Source organism: Spirosoma utsteinense (genome assembly GCF_014282275.1).
Lineage (GTDB): Bacteria > Bacteroidota > Bacteroidia > Cytophagales > Spirosomataceae > Spirosoma > Spirosoma utsteinense.
The window spans coordinates 1-23,580 of record NZ_VFIA01000059.1 but is presented as its reverse complement, the minus strand read 5'-3'; the positions used below and the strand labels follow the sequence as shown (position 1 = coordinate 23,580).

The window sequence follows — 23,580 nt, the reverse complement described above, 5'->3', positions numbered from 1 at the left end:
AAGGCCTTATCTTGGGGCTGGAAAGAGTCGGTAAGGGTCATCTTGGCGAGATTTAGAACACCTCAAAGATGTCTACTTATCGGCTCTTTACCCTTTTATGAGAAAGCCCTGCTAGTAAATATAAGTTACATTAGTTATATTATTTAATAATAAGTAACTTATAGTAAACAATCATTTGAGAGGCTGTCCCATTTTTGTAGACTGTCATACCGCTTACACCAAGGTGATGGATACGACTGGTATTGGAAGCGATGTGACAATCGGGCCGAGTTCAGCACGGGAAAATGAGCGCGTCTATCCAACAGCCACTGGGTGAGGTGTTATAGTCGAACAGCAATAGACATGCGCTAAGGGAGCCAGTTCCATAGTTGGAACTGGCTCCAAAAATTACCAGGAACCGGTACAGATGAGAAGGAGAATATACGCTTAACTGATGTCGACAAAATCAATAATTAAACTCTGTCTGCATACATACGCCCGGCTATCAACATTCGGGATTATTCTGTGGACGGGATTATTTTATATGCGTGGCGATGCCCACACCGCCATGCTTCGTTCCTGGCAGAACTTGATTATCGATCAGGATCGGTGCATTAAGTTGTTTCATTCGGCTAACCGAGGTATGGTAACTGGCCGTATTCAGGATTACTGATCGCTCACAATTCTTGGCGGTGTTGTCGGCTAGTATCGTTCCCAGAATCATCGGTACCCATTCATCCTGATAGTTTGTTCCGCCAGAGTGGAATACCATATAAGCGTGGTAACCCGTCGGGAATGACTCATCCTGAATAACATTCTTGTTTGGTATGGCCCCTATTAGCGTATTATGGGTTATCCGCAGGTTGGTAGATACAGTCCCCCAAGTCTGGGCAATGATGTGTTGAATGGCCTGAACACCGATACTGACTCCGTTATAAGGATCGTTTTCACCATCGACATAATTATTGATCACCTCTACATTATATATAGGTGTGAAATGATGAACATTATTGGGTCGAATGTTTTGAATCGTCGTTATATCGATAGCCCCTGCATTGATTAGTCGGTTGCCAACAATATCGATGTGGTGCATGGCACAGTGGTACAGCGTGATGCCCCGTTGCTGATCGCGAATATCATTATTTACGTAGGCTACGTTTTCCAGTCCGAAGTTAAAAATAGCGTAGCTCGACGTGTTGTCCGGCACAATTCTCCAGGCGATGGCCAGCGTCAGGGTGGTGGCCGTTCGGGAACGTATTTTTGTGACCTGACCAGCCCCCCGCCCTTTAATGATAGCAACAACGGGCAGGCGTTTAAAGGACGTAGTCCAGTTTTTGGCCGTATCGGTCAGGGTAGTGGCTGTTGCGCTGCTTACCTTCCCGTAATCGACATCGGGAATGGCCGCTCCACCTCCCTCGGCAATGATAGACTCCCCGTCGTTGGTGATTGGAATGCCATTGGGGTCTCTTGGTATTGGGCCGTTGGCGAGCCTGAACCGGTTATTGGCAATGTAGGCGCTCGTTGTGAACTCATTGATCATCAGGTGTAAAATACTGCCCTCAACTTTACCCAACGCAACATCCCGCGTGAGTTCGTTGTCTTCAATGAAGCATTTGCTCGATTCGGTCGTGTTGATCCCCCCCGTTACGAATGTGAATTTCGACCCTTTGATCGTTACATACTCGCAGTTGGTCGTGGTAGTTGGCCCGTGAATCAGAGCGTTAGCCCCCTGAAGAAAATCACAATTCTGAATAAGGACTTTTTTCACGTTGAGGTATTCGAGCCATTCGCCTTTCTGCATTTTCCAGCTTACATTCTTCAGGAAGACATTTTGTCCGCCAATCAGGCCGGACCCGAAGCTTCCGGTAGTATCCTGATTCTCGAATGAAAGGTCACTGATACCGCTGTTTCGTTTGCCAGAATCGAAGTAAACGAACTTGCTGATAGAAGATCCCGTCCCGTATTTGATAATGGTAGCACCCTTGCCGGCCCCTTTCAGAATAACATTGGGCGGCATATCCAGACCCACGAACCCTCCTCCTTCGCACAGATAGGCACCAGCCGGCAAATAAACCACGCCCCCGCCATCAGCAGATGCCTTGTTCATCGCTTTCATGATCCGGGGTAAGTCGTTGGTAGTGCCGTCGCCCACAACTTTACTGTCGGCGGCAAGCCGCGAGTCTATTTTAGCATTGTAAACGTTACCCGTCATGGCCCCCGTAAAGTTAGCATGCCAGGCAACTCCCAGGCCAAAGACATCGGTAGCTGGAGCAAGGGCGGTTAACCCGTAATTGCTGTCGCCGGTTTCGTCGATCACCTGGGTTTCACCAACGCTCCCTCCATACCCATTGCTAACGTAAACCTTGTATTTTGTACCGACGACCAGGGTAGCAGGCGCTGTAATGTTGAGTTTGAACCGATCGCTGCCGTCAGTAACAGCCGTTGCCAGTAAGCTCGCTCCGTTGCTTTGTGACACGAAGCGAATGACCGCTGTTTTGCCGGACAGCAACAGATCACGGCCTCTTATGGCAACGTGCGCACCGGCATAGACATCCGGTGAATCGACGCAATCGCCCCTGGCCTGATTAATGAAACTGGAAAGGCTGCGGCTTCCGCTCTGCTGCACCCAGATCTGATAAACGCTAACCGGCAGATTTCCGGGAATTTGGGCTTTGATAAAACCAGTCGCCTGAGACAGTATCGGCACCAGCACCTGTTGCGTGTCGTCGCCTGCCGTCAGGCATAACTGAGCCAGGATCGAGAAATGGCCCTGCACAGCGATTTCCTCGCCGGGTCCCGCCGATTCACTGGCCCAGAAAATATGAAGATCGTTTGAGATAGGTAGCGCGATGTTTTTATCTGCAGGCAGAAGCGGCTGTTCACCTTGTAAAGACTTATAGCGATGGTCGTGTTCGGCCCCTAATCCTCCGGTTGAAATCATGATTTATTAACTAATGATACGTTCAAATCAGGTTGATGAAGATGATACCCTTATTTTTATAGCAGTTTGCCGGAACATGACTTGTTCCGGCTATACATCCGTAAAAGCACTCACGTATCGAACTACTTTATCTACACAAATTTACGGCTAGGATTTGTAGTATAGCATTACTTTTGATCACTTGTATAGTTAGTCAATCTAGTTAATTTTCACTAATATAGTTTATTTAATTAAAACTTTTTGTTTATATTTGTAAATATATTGTATTATCAAAGTTTATCTTAATTAATTTATAGTAACAAAAATATACCTATTTTAACTGTGTCTATCTTAGATACATATACTCAACCATTGACGGCTCAAACGGCAGCTCATCTGCTGCGCCGGGCAACTGTTGGTCCTACCCAGCGGGAAATTGCTGTATTTACGGGTTTATCGGCAACACAGGCAGTTCGTCAGCTTAGCGATTCCAGCGAGTCACTGCTTTCTCCGGCTGTTGCCATCGACAGCTCCCTGTCGACCACCGTCGGGCAACCCTTTCTTACCAGACCCTATAGCGACACTAGTAACGACCTTTACCTGACGTCTGTCAAATACTGGTGGCTGGCACTGATGACCACCCAGAAAACACCGGTAAACCTGCTGGACAAACTGACCTTATTCTGGCAAAACCACTTCGTTGTTACCAGCGACGTAGTGAGTGACCACCGCTTCATTAATCGGTACCTTTTACTGCTGCGCAACAATGCGCTGGGAAGCTTTGAAACGCTGCTTACGGAGATCAGTAAAGATCCCGCCATGCTTTGCTATCTGAACGGGAATGAAAATGAGAAAGGGCGTCCCAACGAGAACTACGCCCGCGAACTACAGGAGATATATACGGTTGGGGTGACTGATACGGACGGAACCGAAAATTATTCGGAAGACGACGTAAAAGCGGCCGCCCGAGTGCTGACGGGCTGGGCGTATACAAATTACGAGACTGCCGGCACAACGTCGATTGACCCGGCATTTGACATCAGCAAACACGATGCCACCGACAAAGCCTTCTCATCTAACTACAACAACACCGTCATATCCAGCCGACCCGGCACGCCCAACAGTTTTGCCACCACGGGTGAGGCCGAGTTGGGGGCGCTGGTGACGATGCTGCTCAAGCACGCCAGCACACCCCGGTTTATTTGCCGAAAGTTATACCGCTGGTACGTAAACCCTACAATAACGCCGGCCATTGAGACCGACATCATTGGCCCGCTGGCGACGTTCTTTGCCAGCCCAGAAAACAACTATGCCATTCGTCCGGTGCTTGAAAAGCTGTTGACGAGCCAGGCTTTTTTCAGTAATGACACCATTGGCACCATCATTAAATCGCCGATAGAGCTGGTACTAGGAGCACTCCGTTTTTTTGAACAGCCCGTTCCGGACATGGTCACGGACACGAATGCGTTCAGAAATTACTTCACCTACGCCTATGATGCAATGCGCAGTATGGAGTTCGAGGTGCTGAATCAACCGGGCGAGTTTGGTTACGAGCCCTATTACCAGACGGGCTACTCCAGAACCTGGCTGACCAGCGTTACGGTGGCCGAACGGAATAAATTTACGGATACCCTGGTCGAGCGATCTGTGGGCGTTAAACCCGGTTTTTCGCTGGGCATCGACCTGCTCTCGTGGGTCAGGACGCTGCAATCAAACTTCGACAGTATGAGCGTAATGCCCGCTATCACCTGCGAACAGGTGCTGGCTTCGTTTACGGAAAATCTGTTTGCCGTCAACCTTTCGCAGAGCCAGCGAGATTTCCTGATCGACACGATCATGATGAAGAACGCCCCGCGCTCTTCGTGGATCACCGAGTGGAACGCCTTTCGGAGTGCGTCTAACGATGCTGGCAAAAGGACACTTGTCATGGGGCGGTTAGAAAGTCTGATGAAATATCTGCTCCGTATGGCAGAGTACCAGGTTTATTAAATACGTATTTATGAAACGCAGGGACTTCCTGGCAGCTGCATCAAGTTGTTTGCTGCCGCTTACTATTAACGGCTTCGGTATACAAAGTCCTGCTTTGTGGCAGTCGATGTCGATTTCGGGGACTCCGGTTGCCTACGGAGATCGGGTGCTGGTGTTGATTTATCTGAATGGCGGCAATGACGGCCTGAATACGGTAATTCCACTTAATCAACTGGCTGCGTACAATGACCTGCGGGCCAACATAGCGATTCCGGAAAACCGGATCTTACGCCTGATCGATAACACCACAATGGGTTTACACCCCGCTATGACGGGTCTGCGGGATTTGTCCAATGACGGCAAGCTAAGCATCGTTCACTCGGTGGGGTATGCCAATCCCAGCCAGTCTCACGCCCGATCGGCCACGATCTGGATGACGGGATCCGATACGACCCAACCTACTCCAACGGGCTGGGTAGGGCGCTATCTGGACAACCGCTTTCCGGGCTATCCGACGAACTATCCTAGTGCTCAGATAAAAAGTCCGTTAGCCATTCAGATTGGCTCGCTCACCTCCATGGCCCTGCTGGGTAACCGGCAATCGATGGGAATGGCGATCAGTGATCCAAATACGTTCCAGCAGTTGGTTGGATCGGCGCCGACCCAGCCACCGGGCGATGCTCACTGTTGCGATGCCGGCGAATTGATCAGCTTCGTTCGTCAGCAGCAGGGACTAGCCCCCAGCTATGCCAGCGAAATTAAACGGGCCGCCGATGCAGGTCGGAATCTGGCGGCTTATCCGCCCTCTACCGAGCAGAATGAACTGGCCGAGCAGCTGAAAGTAGTGGCGCGTCTAATTCACGGAGGTTTGCAAACGAAGATTTATTTCGTGTCCATGGGTGGGTTCGACAGCCATGCCGGCCAGGTCGACAGTAGCGATACTACCAAAGGCCATCACGCTGATTTATTGGGTAAGCTGTCGGCAGCCATCACCAGCTTCCAACAGGATTTGAAACAGCAGGGAACCGAAGATAAAGTCGTGGGCATGACGTTTTCAGAATTTGGCCGGCGCGCCAATTCGAACGCATCCAGGGGTACCGACCACGGCATGGCCGCTCCCGTGTTTGTTTTTGGTTCCAGTGTTCACCACCGCACAATCGGCGCTGTGCCAAATCTTTCGGCGCTGTCGGGCAATGCCGCGAACAGAGACGTACCTATGCAGGTCGATTTCCGGCAGATATACGCTGACGTTCTCAACGACTGGTTCGGTACAGATCGCACGTTGACTAATACCCTGCTATACCGCGAATTCCCGACCATCTCGTTGTTTTCTGAGATCGTTGAAACCGTGGCGTCGGGTAGTTGGACAAACCCCGCTACCTGGTCGGTTGGACGATTACCGGTTGCCAGTGATTATGTCACGATCAATACCGGCCATACAATCACTGTTAGCCAGACGGTGACGGTCAAAAATGTCAAACTACAGGGTAAGATTCAGTTCACGGGTAGTTACTCGATAAAACTGACCAGCTAATTGAAGTCTCGTTACACGCAAACGGAGCAATTTGAGCGATCAACGCCTACTCACCACCGTCGGACACTATCCATTGATTAACAGATTAACTGTACGAAGACATATGAAGAAAATTAGTTTACTAACGCTGATCGTCCTTGACTTGGTGAGTAGGGGTATAATGGCTCAGATTATTGAAACGCCGGCCAACACAGCCCTCACGCTGACCAGTGACGTGAGCCTACCATTGGGGAAATCGTTACAGGTGGATGGCATTCCTTTCCTACGTTTGCTGGCGGCCAATACCGGAAACGTGATGATGGGCATTGGCGCCGGGCAAACCAATGTTTCGGGCAAGCTCAATACGTTCATAGGCCAGCAGGCGGGGTTCAATGCCGTGGCTGACTCGAATACGTTTGTGGGTTTTCAGGCGGGATTCAGCACCACTACAGGTAAGAGCAACACGTTCTTTGGTGCCAACGCCGGGCGGGGCAACAGCATGGGAAGCCGAAACACGTTCGTTGGACGCAATACCGGGCTAAACTCAAGCAATGGCGACGACAATGTCTATCTGGGGCATAACGCCGGGCAATATGATCAGGGAAGCCGAAACACCTTTCTGGGGCAGGGTGCCCGTGTGATTGTGACCTCTGCCTCACCGCTGCAAAATGCTACAGCTCTCGGCTCCAATGCTCAGGTATCGGCCAGTAACAGTGTTATTTTGGGCAACCGGGCCAACGTTGGCATTGGCACCACGGCCCCCCAAACCAAACTTGAAATCGTAAACGACGAGGACGACAAGAGCGGTTTGCGCCTGAGCAAGTTGACAAGCGCTAGCTCGCCTACGCTCAATACGAATCAGTTTCTGACCGTCGATGCTCAGGGCGATGTGGTGTTAAGCTCGTATACCCTTAAGATCGATTCAGCAAAACAGTGGAGTGATACGGTGTTAGAGAAAGACTACGCCCTCAAAAGTCTCACCGATGTGGAACGCTACATCACCGAGTACAAGCATTTGCCCGGTATTCCATCAGCTGCTGAGGTCGTGAAGCAGGGCGTCGATATAACGTATCTGAACGCCAAACTTTTAGAAAAAATCGAAGAACTCACGCTATATATGATTGAGCTAAAAAAAGCAGATCAGCAGAAAGATAAACGCATTGAACAATTGGAAAAACAGGTGTTGCAACCAAACACGTCCCATCCTTAATCTCAAGCAGACTAATATATACTCAATGGGATCAATTGAGTAGGTGTTTAAAAGCAGTATGGTAGTTTTAAGCCAGAAATAAATTTATTCGCTACGTTTAGTTGACCCGCCAGCAACAACTTACCCAACTTTACAAAGCTAGTCAGGGTCACCGCAAACGCCAACGCGCTCACGCCTTACTATTAAGTCATCGAAATTACACCATTCCCAACTTGGCCGACTTCTTTGAGGTGAATCGGAATACGGTCAGTCGGTGGATGGATCGCTGGCAAGAGTGGCTGGTCAATACCCAGCAACCTCTAACCTTACAGGATCAGGCGCGATCTGGCCGATTATCAAGCCTGGTATTAGTCCAAAAAAAGCGTAGTCGAGTGAGTAAAAATAGGTATTCACCGCACTCGTGACATTACCCAACGTATTCAAAAATACTGAAAGAAATCGCTTTCTTCAATAATCGACCAACTTGAGAGGGGTCATAACTGACACCAAACAGCTTCTTGATCACGTTATTCACCCGAGGTCGAGTCCAAACCGCTCCCAAAAACCCATGATGCTCAGCCCCTTTGTTGAGTTCAGCAAGCAGTTGGACAAGTTGCTCATCGGTTAAACGGGAGTCGAGTCCACTGGGCTTTCGCCAGGCTAAACCAGCCTGACCCTCTTGGCGATACTTTTTCAAAGTTCGACTGACCCAGCCCTCAGTAAGTCCTAGCGCTTGCGCAATTCTTGACTGCTTCCAGCCTTGGTCTTTCAATTCGGCACATCGCCGACGTAACAATTCGTAGTCAGATGGTTTGTATGTTGCCATACAAAACCAAAGAGGCAACCTTTACAAGCCTACTCACAGTTCAATAAGCAGTTGATATGCATTTATCTTTGTTATTTATAAGGTCAAATTTAGGCTTGCCATTTAAATCAGCAATTGATCTGGAGCTCGGTCCTACAATACTCACAGGCGTTCATTCAAAACTTTCTGGAGAACACGTGCAACTTCCTTGTCGTTCGGCGGACTAAATAAATTAGCATGGTCGCCAGGTACTTCATGAATGTTAATTCCTTTCAAGGCTAAGGGTTTCCAACCAAGAAACTCAAAGTCTTTCCAGTAATACATCCGTTGTTTGGCTCGGAATAAGTCAATAGTTATCTCTTGGGGAGAGAAACGGTACATGCGGGCGGCTACATGATTAGCTTCATAAACTTTATAATTATTGCCGTAAAGCACTTTAAAATAGGCCTCTCTGTGCTTTAGCTTATTTTGAAAACTAGTTACTCTTCGCTTTATTGACTCTTTTTTGTAACTAATTGTTCCTCGGAAATCTTTCTTCAACAAAACAAAAGTGTACAAATATCTTTTTATTCCATACACCAAATTATTCCATTGCTTAAACAGCCAGGGATCAAAATAATTAGACTGATCGACATGTGTATCAAATAGAGCCAGCAACTTTACTTCTTTGCCCCTATCGAGCAGTTGTCTACTCATCTCATACGCTATTATTCCGCCAGATGAGTAACCTGCCAGAGCATAAGGTCCACTGGGATTTTGTCTCGTAATAGCGTCTATGTAATGGGCGGCAATATCCTCAATGCTGGTTAATGGTTCATCCAAACCGTTTAACCCTTTTGCTTGCAAACCAAAAATAGGCTGTTCAGGATCTAGATGAACTGTTAATGCATTGAATAATAATACATTCAAACCCGCCCCATGTACTATATAAAGCGGAATTTTACTGCCTTTAGGCCGTATGGGAACGAGTGAGTCCCAATTCACAGAATCCGCATCCACTTGAAGTAGCAAAGCTAACTTCTCTATAGTCGGGTGTTCAAGCAAAGCCGCTAATGGTAATCGTTTACCAGTTTCCTTCTCTAAACGGATCATGACATGAAGGGCAATCAGCGAGTGCCCACCCAATTCAAAGAAGTTTTCGAATACGCTTATTTTTTCTAATTTTAAAAGGTCGGTCCAAACCGCCATTACCAGCTTTTCCAAGTCGTTACGGGGGCCTACGTACTCGTCTTCTCGTACCGATTTTCCTAAATCAGGAGCGGGCAGTGCCTTCCGATCGATTTTACCATTCGGCGTTAGGGGCAGTTTCGCCAAGACAACGAACTGAGTGGGCACCATGTAGTCTGGCAAAGATGTCTTTGCTTGTCGTTTCCACTCCTTAATTTGCTCCGGAGAGGTAACCTGATCAGCTTTGAATGGATTCCTGACGTAGTCCGTTGCGGACCCACAGTCTAGTTTGGGGAATGCGGGCGGGGCGGGAATAACGTTTTTAAGGTGGCTGGGAATAAAAACGACGTCGAAGAGCCGGTCGGTTCCGTCGTTAGCCCACCGCACGTACGTTTTGAAGCCGAGCGTTTCGCCCACTTTTCGGAAAACGTCCGGATCAATGCCTTCGGCAACGACCTGGATTCGCTGCTTCATGTCGGTCAGCGACAAGTTCTCGTTGAGGCTCTCTACCGCCTGAAACTGGGCGTAGTCCGACGCAGTACGCTGGTTAGCCACTCCTTTCAATTCCGTCACTTGGTGAAGATTCGCCCGTAGTTCCCGCTCTAAAACACTTATTGCATAATCCTGGGTCCACAGAATGGTCCGGTCCACATTGACAATCTGGGGCGATTCGCCAATGTAAAGCCAAACGTCGTAGTGGTATTTGGTCGCTTCGTTACTATATTTCCCTTCACGGAGTTGAACGTCGACACCTTTAATCGCTGGTATCAGTTCAGGAAGCCGGTAAAAGAAGGCCGTATCGGCCATCATCTCGTCTTCGAGGAAAATCCGCCGGTCGATCACCTGCTTGAATTTTCGAAGGGTCGTGTCCGGTGCTGAGCGCGTAATCTGATCCGCTATGTGAAGCATTTTCAGGGTGCTTTTCGTCTGCATGTCGCCGATGAAAATACAGCCGCCTTTGGCCACTACAGTTGTGGCTTCCTTAATGACCCGCAACAGGTAATCCACATCCGGAAAGTATTGGGCCACGCTGTGCATCAGAACCATGTCTAACGGTTCCTTTACCAGGGAAAAATCACTCGCCGGGGCTGTAGCAACGGTCACATGCTGCCAGCGTTCTGGCTGAACGGCCATTTTCTGCTGGACGGTATTAATGGCCGACTCGGCATAGTCGGTACCAATGTACTGGTCGACGTCGGGAGCCAGTGCAAAAAGCAGTGGCCCAACTCCGCAACCTACTTCCATAATACGTTTTGGATTCAGTGCCCGAATGCGTTTCAGCGCCTGCCCTTCCCATTCCTCAACTTCAACCTTGAAGGTGTCCCGGCCGCTAACCTGCGCTGTGATCCCTTCACCCGTGCGATAAATTCGATCCCACTGGTCGTGCCAACTAAGCACTTCGTCGCTATCCACGATCGACTCCGGCACAAGGTACGCTACTAATCGCTGGTCGCCCGGATGGTCTTCCCGCGCCACGACCACCGCTTCCTTCACGCCATTGAATGTATTCAATGTATTCTCGATTTCGCCGAGTTCAATCCGGTAGCCACGCAGCTTAATCTGGTTGTCAATCCGGCCTAAGCACAGGATCTCGCCGTTTGCCAAGAACTTACCCAGATCGCCTGTGCGATACATTTTTCCCGTTCCTGACTCGCCGAACGGGTTTTCGACAAACCGCTGGACGGTCAACTCCGGCCGGTTAAGGTAGCCTTGAGCAACGCCGTCACCGGCGAGGTAAATTTCGCCTTCGATACCTTCGGCGACCGGCCTGAGCGAGGGGTCCAGTATGTAAACCTGAGTATTGTGGATTGGACGGCCAATGGTGATAATTGGATCACTGGCTAAAATCTGTTTACCCGTTGAGTAGATGGTCGTTTCCGTTGGGCCGTACATGTTCCAGAGGGTGCGACAGCGGGGGATCAGCTTTTGGGCCAAATCTTTCGACATCGGCTCTCCGCAGCACAGAATATTTAGCGCCGACCCACCGGGGGTGGCCGGCGGCTGCCAGTCCGCGTCCAGCATCATTTTATAGGTGGCCGGCGTTGCCTGCATCAACGTAATGGGCTGCTCCCGGACGATTTCGACCAAAGCCCGCCCGTCCTTAGCCGTTTCGGCATCGGCCAACGCCACGGTAGCCCCCGTAATTAGGGGCAGATACAGTTCTAAGCCCGCAATATCAAATGAAATCGTGGTGACAGCCAGCAGTACGTCGTCCGGGCCAATGCCAGGCTCGGCATACATGCTCCATAACAGATTGACAATGTTGCGGTGCGTAACCAATACACCCTTGGGTTTACCGGTCGAACCGGACGTGTAAAGTACGTAAGCCAGATCATCACCCGAAACCGAAACGTCGGGCTTTGTTTTCGGACACTGAGCCGACTCGGCCAGCCCATTCTCAAGCAATACCTGCGCCGTTGCGCTGGCTAACCGGCGGCTGTGCTCTTCTGACGTGATAAGCAATTTAGCCGCCGAATCGGCCAGCATGAACTGGATACGGTCCTGAGGATACGCGGGGTCAAGGGGAATGTAAGCCGCACCGGCTTTCATAATAGCCAGCAACGTCATTAGCATGTCGGGCGACCTATCCAAGGCGACACCAATTAAGTCGCCGACCCGGATGCCCCGCTGCACGAGGTAGTGAGCAAGCTGATTCGCCCCTTCATCCAAAGCCTGGTAGCTCAATTGTTGCCCATTACACGTGACGGCCGTTTTAGCCGGGTACAGCGTTGCGGTTTGAGCAATCAGTTGGGGCAACGCCACCTCGCGGGGATAATCGGCAGCGGTCTGGTTCCACTGCGCCAGTTCCGCCAGTCGTTGGGGATCGTATAAGACCGGCACCGCGTCGATGCGGACGGACGGATCGACCACCAATGCCCTGAGCAGTTGCTCAAATTCACGCATCAGGCGGTCAATGGTAGACGCCTTGAATAGCTGCGTGTTATAAGACCACTCCAATGTCAGTACCGATTCGGCGTCAGTAACGTTCAGGAACAGCTCGAAGTTTTCGTACTTGCGCGGATTACTGGTGATTTGGTAGGTAAGTCCGGCGTAGTTTACGCCAACTGACTTACCCATGTCGATATTGAAGATCACCGGTACTAAGGGCACTCTCGACGGGTCACGGGTTAGGTTCAGTTTCTTCAGCAAACTACCGAAGGTGATCTGCTGTTGTTCGTACGCATCGAACATCGCCATTTTACGTTGCTTCAGGTAATCCACAAAACGCTCATCGGATTTTACGTGGCTCCGCAGGGGCAGTATGTTAACGAAGTGACCCACCATGCGGGTTTTTCCCGTAAACGACTGCCCGGCGGCCGGTAAGCCCAGCACTAAATCCTGCTGGCCAGTCAGACGATGCAGAAATACTTCGAAAGCCGCCATCAGCGTCATTACGAAACTGGTGCCGGCCCCAACACCCATCTGCTTGATGGCCGCCACCAGTTCCGGGTCGACCGCGTAGTCGATTCGATGCCCCTGGTAGGTTCGCGTGGCCGGACGGGGCCTGTCCGTCGGCAGGTTAAGGATGGGTATGTTACCGGCGTACTGGCTGATCCAGAACTTTTCAACTGGCTCGTAGGCTTCGCTCTTCACGAACTGAGCTTGTTCGATCGCGTGTTGAGCGTACGACGGGGCCGGGGTCAGTTCAACCGAACTGCCTTGGTAATAGGCAGAGTAGAGTTTACTCAAATCCTGCAAAATAACGTGTGTCGACCAACCGTCGATGATGATATGATGACCCGTCAGCACAAGGTAATGATCATCTTCCGACAGCCTGAGCAGGCTGGCCCGAAACAGGGGGCCGTTGTCTAAATCGAATACATGCTGCATTTCCCGCCCTACGTAACCCTGGACCAACTGTTCAGGATTGGTTTCGTCGGAGAAGTCCCGATAAAGCAGGCCGCCAATCGGCTGGGCTAAGAAATAGATATGCTCACCATTTGCACTGAAAACTGACCGCAGCGCTTCGTGCCGCTGGAACAGGGAATGCACCGCCCGTTCCATTGCCGGGCGACTAAGCGGTCCCCGGAAATGGATTGAATTGGATTCGTTGTAAGATCGGTTTGCGTCATCGCCTCCCAATTGACAGGCCATCCATATTTCTAACTGCGATTCAGTTATGGGGGCCAGGTGACTGATTTCGGGACCGACAAACGGGTTGTAATCGACGACGGTTAAGTACGCTTCACTCCGAATAGCGTCGCCGTCATCCACCCGCTGGAACCGTCCCGACAAGTCCGGGCTGGGCATAAACCACCCCGGATTTCCATCCGGGTCCCGGCCCAGCTTCGCGCCGGACATGGGCGGCTCGTCGATGACCAGTTCGGCACGGGTCGCATCTGCTGATGGCCTTGTACCAGGGTTGAGGGCTGAAGAGGGTTTAAAGAAACCAGCTGCCATCATCTGGTGGGTGCTTTCAATAAACAGGCTGATCACGCGGTCCAGTTCGGCGTCGGTGTGCGCTTCGGTGATGTAACAGGCGAAGCCATCCCAAACGTGGACGCCCTTCTCTCGCATCAGCGTAAAGAGTAGTTCGCTGTACGGGATTTCTTCTTTGTACTTGATTTTCCAGACCGAACCGAATTGCGCTACGTACATTGGTAACCCAAACCGTTCAAATTCGGCATTTAGGGCATTAGCTACCCGCTCTCCCTTGGCGTTGAGTCCCTGCTGCAGTGCTGGCCCTTTTACCTTCATATACGTCAGCGACGCCTTAGCTGTGGCCAGCGCCAGCGGATGTCGGACGAAAGTGCCCGCGAAATATGTGACGCCCGCTTCTGGAACCGAATCGTCGCCGTACTGCCAGGAACCACCGTCGAGCGCATCCATGAATTTTTTGTCGCCGGCGATGACGCCAATAGGAATGCCAGCCGCAATCACCTTGCCGTAGGTAGCCAAATCCGCCTTAATGCCGAACATAGCCTGCGCCCCACCGGGATGTATTCGAAAGCCCGTAATCATTTCGTCAAAAATCAGAGTTATACCTGATTCCGCCGTAATGGTCCGGAGTTGCTTCATAAATTCAACTGGCCGGAATTCGGGCCGACGGCTCTGGACTGGCTCTACCAATACGGCCGCCAGTTCGCCCGCCCGTTCGCGAATGATGCGCAGGCTTTCGTCGGTGCCATAGTCCAGAATCAACATGTTCTGCACCGCTTCGGGCATAATTCCCGGTGCGGCCGGAAACGATTTTAATTTTTTGCTGCCCCGGACAACGACCTCGTCAACGATACCGTGGTACGACCCCGTGAAGGCCACAATTAGGGACCGGTTAGTCACGGTCCGTGCAATCCGCATCGCGCCCAATACTGCTTCCGAACCCGTGCTGCAAAGGGCAGCCCGGTCGAAACCCGTAAACTCGCAGAGGAGTTTACAAACTTCCCCAGCCAGAACGTGCTGCGGCCCAATTTCATACCCGTTAGTCGCCTGTTGCACCAGGGCATCAATGATGATTTGGGGCTGATACCCAAGCATATTTGAGCCGAACCCGCTCAGAATATCAATGTATTCGTTGCCATCAATGTCCCACAATCGACTCCCTTTCGACCGGTCAACAACGATCGGATAAACAATCTCTTTGGTCAGCGGCCGGAAGCCAGTAACGGCTCGTGGATCAGCCATGTAGGGTCGGTGCTCCTGCGTATAGGCTTTGCTACCCGCGGTTTTCGAGGTGTAACGTTGGGTAAGCTGCGCTAAAAATTCTTGTTGTTGCGGGGTAAGTTCGGTCGCCTGCCGCTCAATGCGGGCTCCCGCACCAAACGGTTTCTTAATCTCAGCGTTTTCTTCGGTGTTTAATTCGGCCTGCCCTGGGGATATGGGTTTATTATTACTTAAAACGGGCGATGGCATCAGAGGTGCCGTTACGATCGTAGACGTGAGACCACCGTTTTGCATTAGGACGACCTGCTGTGACAGGATTTGCAGTTGCTTAGCCATCAGGTCCAGCATGGTCTGACTCTGAATCGGTGCGGCTCCGTTACTGACGTATACCGGTACGGGAGTAGTCGGCTCAGCAATCGGCTGAGCCGTTAGCTGAGCGATTGGTTTAGGCTGGTAAGGCTCGGCGGGTAAGGTCAGATCGAGATAATCAACGAGCGCATTCAGAGTAGCGTATTCTTCATTTAACTGCCGGAATGTGATGGCAATGCCAAGTTCTTTTTTGAGCGTTAAAGCAACTTGAGTCATTGAAAGCGAATCAAGTCCGATCTCGAGGAAGCTGGTTTCGGGCCTTACCCCTTCCAACTCAACACCAGATGCGTCTTCTAATATGTCTTTTAACCGATTGAGAATGTTAATTTTTCGCATGTTATCGTCATGTGGACTGTCTTCCGTAACGGCCGTATCCAGCATGAACTGATGCGCCGGTACGTGTACGTACCCACTGGGTGCTTCCAGCTTAGCCACCGGGGCCGGATCGACCCAATAGCGCGATCTATCAAAGGCGTAGGTTGGCAAACTTACCTTTGCTCGACGCTGATCGGCGTAGAAAGCCTTCCAATTTGGTTCTAACCCGTTTAGCCACGTTTGGCCTAACGCGTTTAATATTGATTCGTGATCAGTTTGCTCACCCTTTTTGTCTAAGCTGGTTAGTATGATTGCCTGTCGGGAGCCTGCCTGCTGGTGGGCAAAGGTTGTCGCGGCATTTCCCGGTCCCACCTCCAGTAAAAGGGGTTTGTTCAGGGTGAAAATAAAGTCAAGCGCGTCGGCAAAATGCACGGTTAACCGCAGGTGCTTGGCCCAATAAGTCGGATCGATAGCCTGTTCATCCGTCAACCAGATGCCGCTGACGGATGATACGATTGGTTTCTGGGGACGGTTTAAGCGGACCTTCCGGACGACCTGCTCAAAATCACTAACGATTGGGTCCATCATGGCCGAATGAAAGGCATGACTCGTCAACAAGACCCGATTGGGAATTTCCTGTTCATCCAAGACAGTTGCAAAGGCAGCAATGTCTTCGTCATGACCGGCCACTACGCATAATTTATGACTATTTATGGCGGCAATCGACAACGGCTCGGGCATGAGCGCGCCGATTTTATTAGCTTCCAATCGTACCGAAAGCATACTACCACGGGGAAGTTCGCTCACCAACTGACCACGAATCGCGATCAGCTTTAACGCATCAGCCAGCGTGAACACGCCGGCTAAATGAGCGGCTACAAACTCACCGATGCTGTGCCCGCAAAACGCGGATGGTTCAATCCCCCAGTTCATCCACAACCTGGCCAACGCATATTCGGTAACGAATAAGGCTGGTTGCGTGAAGCGCGTATTTTTTAAGCGTTCATCAGCCCCCCAGTTCGGGTCTTCAGGATAGATAATTTGCCGGATGTCTACGTCTAAATACGGGTGGAGTAAGTCTGCACACTCGTCGACAGCCTGCCGGTAGACTGGCTCGTTATCGTATAGTTCACGGCCCATGTTCAGATACTGCGAACCTTGGCCGGGAAATAGAAAGACGACTTCACTGGGTAGTTCTGTAACTGTTTTTAACTGCGTAAGAGAAACTTTACTGACCAGTAGTTTTTCGGATAGCTCATCCCCCGTGGCCGCCAGTACAAATTGACGCTGATTGAAGTGAGCCCGAGTTGTTTGCAAGGTGAAGGCCACATCGGCTACGTCCAGATAACTGTTTTGCTGGAGGTGGTTGGCTAACCGGGTTGCATAGGCGTCACGGCTTGGTATCGACTTAGCCGACCAGGTGACAAGCTGTACCGGGCGACCAGTCACCGGTTGATCGGTCGTTACCACTTGACTTTCCTGCTGGCATTCCTCTAACACAACGTGAACATTCGTACCCCCCACGCCGAACGAGCTTACCCCTGCTCGTCGAATGGTGGCTGAATCCCAGGTAGTCAGGGCTGTATTAACATAAAAAGGACTATTCGCAAAGTCGATGTTCGGATTTGGATTTTTGTAAAATAAGGAGGGCGGAATTTGTTTATGACGTAAGCTCATGACCGTTTTTATGAACCCGGCCACCCCCGCAGCGGTGACTAAGTGGCCCATATTACTTTTAATGGAACCTACCGCACAAAACTGTTTTTTCTCCTGAAATCCAAAGGCTTTTTTCAATCCTTCTATTTCGATCGGGTCTCCTAATGGGGTGGCAGTACCATGGGCTTCCACGTAAGAAATAGAAGAAGGTGATACATCGGCATCTGCTATCGCCATTTTTATAGCCTCAGCCTGTCCTTCCGAACTGGGGGCCGTAAAACTTGCTTTATTTCCACCGTCATTGTTGACACCTACTCCCTTGATGATTGCGTAGATAAAATCGCCGTCCTCTTCCGCCTGTTTTCTACTTTTAAGTAACACTGCCCCGGCTCCATCGCTGAATACGGTTCCCTTTGCATCCGCATCAAACGCCCGGCAATGGCCATCATTACTTAGCATAGCCCCTTCCTGGTACATATGGCCACTATTGACGGGTGCTGTGATAATAGCTCCCCCGGCGAGCGCCATCGTACACTGGCTTGCCCGAATGCTTTCCACGGCCTGAGCAATGGCCAGAAGAGACGTAGAACAGGCCGACTGCACAGTTACCGCCGGACCTTTTAAATTCAACGTATAGGCTGTGCGGGAGGAAATGTAATCTTTATCATTGTAGGTCATTACCGGTAAGAGGCCGACTTTTTCGATCAACTCTGGATGGGATGCTACGTTATTCTGGTAATAGGAATTAAAGCGGCAGCCGGCGAAAACACCAATTGATCCGTTGTATTTTTCGGACGTGTAACCCGCATCTTCCAAGGCTTCCCAGGCGACCTCTAAGAATACACGTTGCTGCGGGTCCATTAACTCAGCCATTTTCGGGTTGATACCAAAGAAAAAAGCATCGAACTCTTCGGCTTTATCGATTACACCACGAGCTTTTACATAATTTGCATCATCTTTTACAGGCTGAGATATACTTGAATCCAGTTCCTGATCAGAAAAGAACCGAATTGTTTCTTTGCCGTCTTTTAACACATCCCAAAGCTCATCAATCGTGTTAGCGCCCGGAAAGCGTCCGGCCATACCAATCACCGCGATTTCATGAACAGACGCACTAGTTGTGCGCTTCTGGGTAGCTAACGGAAGATTGTTTTCGTTTCTACCTTCCAAGAACCGAGCAATACCTTCGACGGTGGGAGACTGATATAAACTAGCAATTGGCAACCTGTAGTTATGCACCTCTTGCAGGGACGATACAGCTTTCATAGCCAGTAAAGAATTCCCGCCTAATTCAAAAAAATCATCATTTATACCCACTCTATCAAGTTGCAGTAAGGAAGCCCAAAGCATGCAAATTTGCTTCTCCGTTGTTGTTTTAGGCACTTTGTAAGGTACAGCTAACTCGGGTCGCTCCGACGATGCATTCAGCAGAGATTCCCGGTCTATTTTGCCGTGGAGTGTTAACGGCAGAGCGGGTAACCGCACTATAGAGGACGGAATCATGTGATCGGGCAACTTACTCTTCAAATATTGAGTAATGGCTACCGTAGCAACCTCCGCTTCAGGCACCACGTAAGCAACCAATCGCTTACCGCCAGTTCCATCGTCCTTGGCTACTACCACAGACTGACGAACCGATAGATGCTGACTAAGTATGGTTTCAATTTCACCTAATTCAACGCGATATCCTCTAATTTTTACCTGATTATCTATTCTGCCTAGGTACTCTATATTTCCGTCTGGCAACCACCTCGCTAAGTCACCCGTCTTGTATAGACGTGAGCCTATTTCACCAAATGGATTTACTATGAATTTTTCTGACGTTAATTCGGATTTATTTAAATACCCTCTGGCTACTTGTATACCACCAATGTGCAGTTCGCCCGGTAAGCCTACTGCAACTGGATTGTCAGATGCATCCAGAATGTATAGCTGGGTATTTGGTAAAGGTTTGCCGATGGGCAGTTGTCCCTCATATTGTTTACGCCGATCGTATAGATGGTAGCTCACGTTTACCGTGGCTTCGGTTGGACCGTATTTGTTAAAAAAGTTAACATATGAGCTCCACTGCTCGGCTAGATCAGTTGAACACGTCTCCCCTCCTGAACAAACTCGCTTTAAGGTAGCATATAAGCGAGGTTTTATTCCTCTCAAAAAGGAAGGAGTAGCCTGGAAGTGGGTAATTCCTACTTCTTCGATTATTCTATCTAGCTTGTCAGGGTCCAGTTGATCATCCTTGGAAATTAATACGACGCACGCCCCACTTATAAGCGGAACAAAGATTTGTTCAACCGAAGCGTCAAACGTGTAGTTAGCTAATACCAGTTGCTTGTCTGTGCTGTTGAACCCAAATATTTTTGAATAGCTGCTGATTTCATTAACTACTGATTGATGTTCAATCATGACCCCTTTCGGTAATCCTGTTGAACCAGAGGTATAGATTACGTAAGCTAAGTTACTGGACATTAAAGAAATCTTAGGAAATACTACCGATTCCTTCGATATAATTGCCCAATTTTTATCTATATCAATAAGCTCGAAATCTTCTCGACGCTCGGTTAATAATTTAGCAGAGTAACTATCCGTAAGTAAAATATTGGCTCCAATATCTGACAATAAGTATTCTATCCGATCTTTAGGATACTCCGGGTCAATAGGTACGTAAGCTCCACCTGCTTTTAATATTCCTACTATTCCAATGATCATCTTCAGTGAGCGATTGGTACAAATGGGGACAAGTACCTCCGCTTCTACGCCATGCTTCCTTAAATAATTGGCTAACTGATTTGATTTGGCATCCAACTCACGGTAAGTAAGCTGCTGGTCTTCAAAAACTACAGCAACATTATCCGGCGTGTTGCGAACTTGCTCAGCGATTAGATCGACTACTGTTTTATTCTCTGGGTAGAAAGTTGTAACCATTGATTGTTTATCGCTTATTTTAAAATTACATTCTACAAATTTTGCCCGTCATCAATCGAACTATATCCTGTGCATGATGGCATCGGAATGAGGCGTACCACTTTGACTTTATATTCTTTGATAAGAATGGCTTTTTTAACCGAATACTGATGATAGAGAGCTATATGTGAAATTAATTTACTCATACCGTTTTTCAAAGCCTACCGGTAACTAACAGATTAGGAAGGGTGTAAATCCCACCCGTTTAATAAACCAGCAAATACTTAAATAAGTCATTACGAGCACTTTATAGCCATTTTATAAATTTTTGAAATATGTCTTGAACTCTAAACACGAACTTTTTCTATTGATAAGTTAATCAATCTATTGAGTGGATGTAGATGCTAACTCCTGGCCTATAACAAAGCTCTAAACTTTGTTATAGGCCAGGAGTTAATTTTTCCTTCACAGAGTAATTCAAGAGACCATAACTTCGTGTCACACATATCTAAATGAATTACTGTTTAATGTGTGATAAAATATTTTCAGACTTAATCGTAATAGTAAAGAAATATTTCATCGTTATCAACATATAGCTAAACTACTCGCTTATAAATCTGATAGGCTCCGAAGGTAAATTTGTACGTATATAACTAATATCTGATAGGGAAAGCTCAATAACTTTACCATCACAGCTTTCTACATTTACTTTCTTAAAATTATAGGCAGGCTTTAATTTTAAGAACGAATTAATTTCAACACATATGAACTACTCTCCCAGTGATTGAAGTAAAAAAGTTTGCTAGAGAATTCTGAAGAATTAGTTGAAATTATAATAAATATATGGGAAATGAAAATAGATATCTGAGCAAAATATACAGAAATGAAAATATTAAATTTAATATATTGTATACAATATATTAAATTCGCTAACAAAGTATGTATTATACTTAAGTTATTAGATACTCTATTATTGTTTTAAAATAATAAATTGTTAAATTTTCCTCATTGTAAAAAATTATTATTTATTAAAAGGTTGTTTTAATTGAACCCACTTTTATACTAAATTATAGAAATAATTATACTAAAAATTTGTTTAATTATGAAAATATTATGTGTTTTAGTATTTGTATGGCTTTATTGCTCGGTTCCTGCCGGGTAGCCCCTAGTTCAAAGTATCGCGAACACCTGCTCCGTTGAGGGCCATTTGAGTGATTTGCTGTTTGACTAAGGGGTCCCGGGCCTTATGGGTGTAAGTTTGCACGAAGCGGTACGCCGGTGCGCTCCGACCGCAATCATGACAACGGTATCGTTGAATGCTAGCACGAGTTTGCCATACCGTTTGACTCGTTTGGTTTGGCCACAACGCTTGCAGGCCAACCGCTTCTAATACCATTTACAGAGATACCTGATTCAACGCAGTTAGGCCACTACCAATAGGGTAATAATTTGTTGAGACAGCCAACTATTGACGGGTCACGATGATGGCAATGAGCGATAAAACACCGATGAAAACCGGTGCCAGCTGGTAGGTTCGGTCGACACTGGTTGCCCGTGCCTTGCCTGGTTCCACATAGATGACATCATTTGGATGCAGTGAATAATACGGCGACCGGAAAGCATCCCGGTTGGTCAGGTCGATGCGGGTAAAGATGCGTTTCTTGCCTTCTTCCCGAATAACCAGTACGTTGTCACGGCGGCCGTAAATGGTCAGATCACCCGCCAGACCCAACGCTTCCGGTATTGTTATGCGCTCGTTGGGAATAGTAAAAAGCGATGGCCGGGTAACCTCGCCCAGCACCGAAATCCGAAAGTTTAAATTGCGGACATTGACCGTCGGTTCTTTCAAATAAGGCTTCAGTTTTGTGGTTATTAAATCAGCGATTTCTGTCGTATTTAAGTCAGCAACAGCTAATTGACCAACCAACGGTATTTTGATCGTTCCTTCATTAGAAACCAGATAACCTGGTGTGTTCACCAGCGGATTTGCACCCGTATTGGTTACGTTACTGGAAGCCGAAGCTGATGGGTTGAAATAAATGGTTGCCTCCGAATTAAGACTACTTACCTGTATAGATAAAACGTCGCCTTTCTTAACTGTAGGAATGAATTGGTCAGCTATGGAAACAGTGTCCTCCCCTACTGTCTGACCTTGAAAATACACTAACTTTTTGGGTGACGCACAACTGACAAAAATCCCTATTATAAGGCAAATTGCCAATGGATTCAGGCAGTTTTTTGCCCACACACGTACTTGGTATTTTTTCATTTTTACAAATCTTAAATAAAAGTCTGATTAGCATTTTCCTGTTTTCAGCGATACTATAAAGCTCAATACTCTTTTATGCTGATGCACTGGCCTTGTAAAGTAAGCTTATTGATAACATTGAAAAATCGTGTTAAGGCGTCTGGTTAGATCCTTGGCAAAAAAAGGTTGAAATCTTCATGATTTTTGTAAATAACTGAGCAATCTTCCATTTTGCTTGGCAACTCCGCCTGAAGCATAGCCTTCACCTTCTGGCTGGTCGTTTCATTACCTAGGTAAAGTGAGATTTTGCCGTAACTACCTGATTTTAGCAGTTCTTTAGTTCTCTCGTAAAAAGAAGCAAAATTCATTATAGCTCCATGATTAAGTTTATAATATTAATGCCTTATTGTCAGTATACCAAAATACAAATCAGCGGATTATGAAGTATTACGACGACGCTGTGTCGAACTCGATCAGGCGGGCTGGAAACAAAGTTCTATCGCCCAAGCCCTTGGCTTAGCTCAAGGCTGGGTTAGTCAGACGCTAAAAAAATATCGTGAACAAGGGCCACTGGCCTTGCAGTGGTGCAAGCCCTCCCGGAGCGTCTACTCGGTTGACCTCTGATCAGCTTTGTCAGCTTGTTGAAGAACTTATAGAGCCGTGAATTAGTCCGTGAAAAAGGCAACTTCCTTTTTGCGAAAAAAGCAACGGATACGTTTGCCATCAGCCTGTAAGTAATCAACCTCTTCCAATACGGCGGCTTGAAGTGATTCCAGGCTTGTAAACACCCGATTTTTTAGCGATCGCTTGAGTTGACTCCAGACCAGCTCGACCGCCCCGGCCTTTAGGTTTGAGGGCCGGTAAGATTCCTGGATTTGGGTAGCTTGCCGATGAAAGAAAAACAGAGCGGGCTACCCTATCGCTCGGCAAGGTTCGTGGCCTATGGGCC

Annotated in this window: 11 protein-coding genes; 5 read left to right on the top strand and 6 right to left on the bottom strand. The window is 48.4% G+C overall.

Annotated features, from left to right (window positions below):
• Positions 1–514 precede the first annotated feature (514 nt).
• A complete protein-coding gene (locus FH603_RS25555; RefSeq protein ID WP_186741656.1) occupies positions 515–2,920 on the bottom strand; it encodes a glycosyl hydrolase family 28-related protein in 2,406 nt (801 codons plus the stop codon).
• 321 nt (positions 2,921–3,241) lie between these two features.
• Between FH603_RS25555 and FH603_RS25550 the strand changes: the two genes are divergently transcribed.
• The 4 genes from FH603_RS25550 to FH603_RS29345 all read left to right on the top strand — a co-directional run bounded on the left by FH603_RS25550 (position 3,242) and on the right by FH603_RS29345 (position 7,994).
• Complete coding sequence (locus tag FH603_RS25550) at positions 3,242–4,888, top strand: DUF1800 domain-containing protein (RefSeq protein WP_186741654.1); 1,647 nt, start codon at positions 3,242–3,244, stop codon at positions 4,886–4,888.
• Positions 4,889–4,898: 10 nt separating this feature from the next.
• On the top strand, positions 4,899–6,401 hold the full coding sequence (locus tag FH603_RS25545; RefSeq protein ID WP_186741652.1) for a DUF1501 domain-containing protein: 1,503 nt from the start codon (positions 4,899–4,901) through the stop codon (positions 6,399–6,401).
• Positions 6,402–6,504: 103 nt separating this feature from the next.
• Positions 6,505–7,590 (top strand): hypothetical protein, encoded by a 1,086-nt coding sequence (locus FH603_RS25540; protein ID WP_186741650.1) that lies wholly within the window; start codon positions 6,505–6,507, stop codon positions 7,588–7,590.
• A gap of 101 nt (positions 7,591–7,691) precedes the next feature.
• A complete protein-coding gene (locus FH603_RS29345; protein ID WP_186741648.1) occupies positions 7,692–7,994 on the top strand; it encodes a helix-turn-helix domain-containing protein in 303 nt (100 codons plus the stop codon).
• Between the two features lie 2 nt (positions 7,995–7,996).
• On the opposite strand, the gene FH603_RS25530 is transcribed toward FH603_RS29345, so the two are convergent.
• From FH603_RS25530 to FH603_RS25510, 5 genes are all read right to left on the bottom strand, one after another.
• Positions 7,997–8,395 (bottom strand): helix-turn-helix domain-containing protein, encoded by a 399-nt coding sequence (locus FH603_RS25530; RefSeq protein WP_186741646.1) that lies wholly within the window; start codon positions 8,393–8,395, stop codon positions 7,997–7,999.
• A 141-nt stretch (positions 8,396–8,536) separates the two neighbouring features.
• A complete protein-coding gene (locus FH603_RS25525) occupies positions 8,537–20,404 on the bottom strand; it encodes a non-ribosomal peptide synthetase/type I polyketide synthase (protein WP_186741644.1) in 11,868 nt (3,955 codons plus the stop codon).
• Positions 20,405–21,548: 1,144 nt separating this feature from the next.
• Entirely contained in the window at positions 21,549–21,779 is a 231-nt protein-coding gene (locus FH603_RS29340) for an IS1-like element transposase (RefSeq protein WP_394366423.1), read from the bottom strand.
• Positions 21,780–21,848: 69 nt separating this feature from the next.
• Positions 21,849–22,652 carry a polysaccharide biosynthesis/export family protein gene (locus tag FH603_RS29025; RefSeq protein ID WP_186741639.1) on the bottom strand — a complete coding sequence of 268 codons (804 nt, stop codon included), beginning with the start codon at positions 22,650–22,652 and terminating at the stop codon, positions 21,849–21,851.
• A gap of 143 nt (positions 22,653–22,795) precedes the next feature.
• The gene (locus tag FH603_RS25510) at positions 22,796–22,999 is read right to left on the bottom strand and encodes a hypothetical protein (protein WP_186741637.1); all 204 of its coding nucleotides are present in this window, start codon (positions 22,997–22,999) and stop codon (positions 22,796–22,798) included.
• Between the two features lie 37 nt (positions 23,000–23,036).
• Here FH603_RS25510 and FH603_RS29155 point away from each other — a divergent pair, with 37 nt between their 5' ends.
• On the top strand, positions 23,037–23,255 hold the full coding sequence (locus tag FH603_RS29155; RefSeq protein WP_186741658.1) for a helix-turn-helix domain-containing protein: 219 nt from the start codon (positions 23,037–23,039) through the stop codon (positions 23,253–23,255).
• The last annotated feature ends 325 nt before the right edge of the window (positions 23,256–23,580 follow it).

What these genes read in the sequence shown, in the direction of transcription:
- FH603_RS25555 (WP_186741656.1), bottom strand. Translation starts at nt 2,920, where the DNA reads ATGATTTCAACCGGAGGATTAGGGGCCGAACACGACCATCGCTATAAG.
- FH603_RS25545 (WP_186741652.1), top strand. Translation starts at nt 4,899, where the DNA reads ATGAAACGCAGGGACTTCCTGGCAGCTGCATCAAGTTGTTTGCTGCCG.
- FH603_RS25540 (WP_186741650.1), top strand. Translation starts at nt 6,505, where the DNA reads ATGAAGAAAATTAGTTTACTAACGCTGATCGTCCTTGACTTGGTGAGT.
- FH603_RS25530 (WP_186741646.1), bottom strand. Translation starts at nt 8,395, where the DNA reads ATGGCAACATACAAACCATCTGACTACGAATTGTTACGTCGGCGATGT.
- FH603_RS25525 (WP_186741644.1), bottom strand. Translation starts at nt 20,404, where the DNA reads ATGGTTACAACTTTCTACCCAGAGAATAAAACAGTAGTCGATCTAATC.
- FH603_RS29340 (WP_394366423.1), bottom strand. Translation starts at nt 21,779, where the DNA reads ATGGTATTAGAAGCGGTTGGCCTGCAAGCGTTGTGGCCAAACCAAACG.
- FH603_RS29025 (WP_186741639.1), bottom strand. Translation starts at nt 22,652, where the DNA reads ATGAAAAAATACCAAGTACGTGTGTGGGCAAAAAACTGCCTGAATCCA.
- FH603_RS25510 (WP_186741637.1), bottom strand. Translation starts at nt 22,999, where the DNA reads ATGAATTTTGCTTCTTTTTACGAGAGAACTAAAGAACTGCTAAAATCA.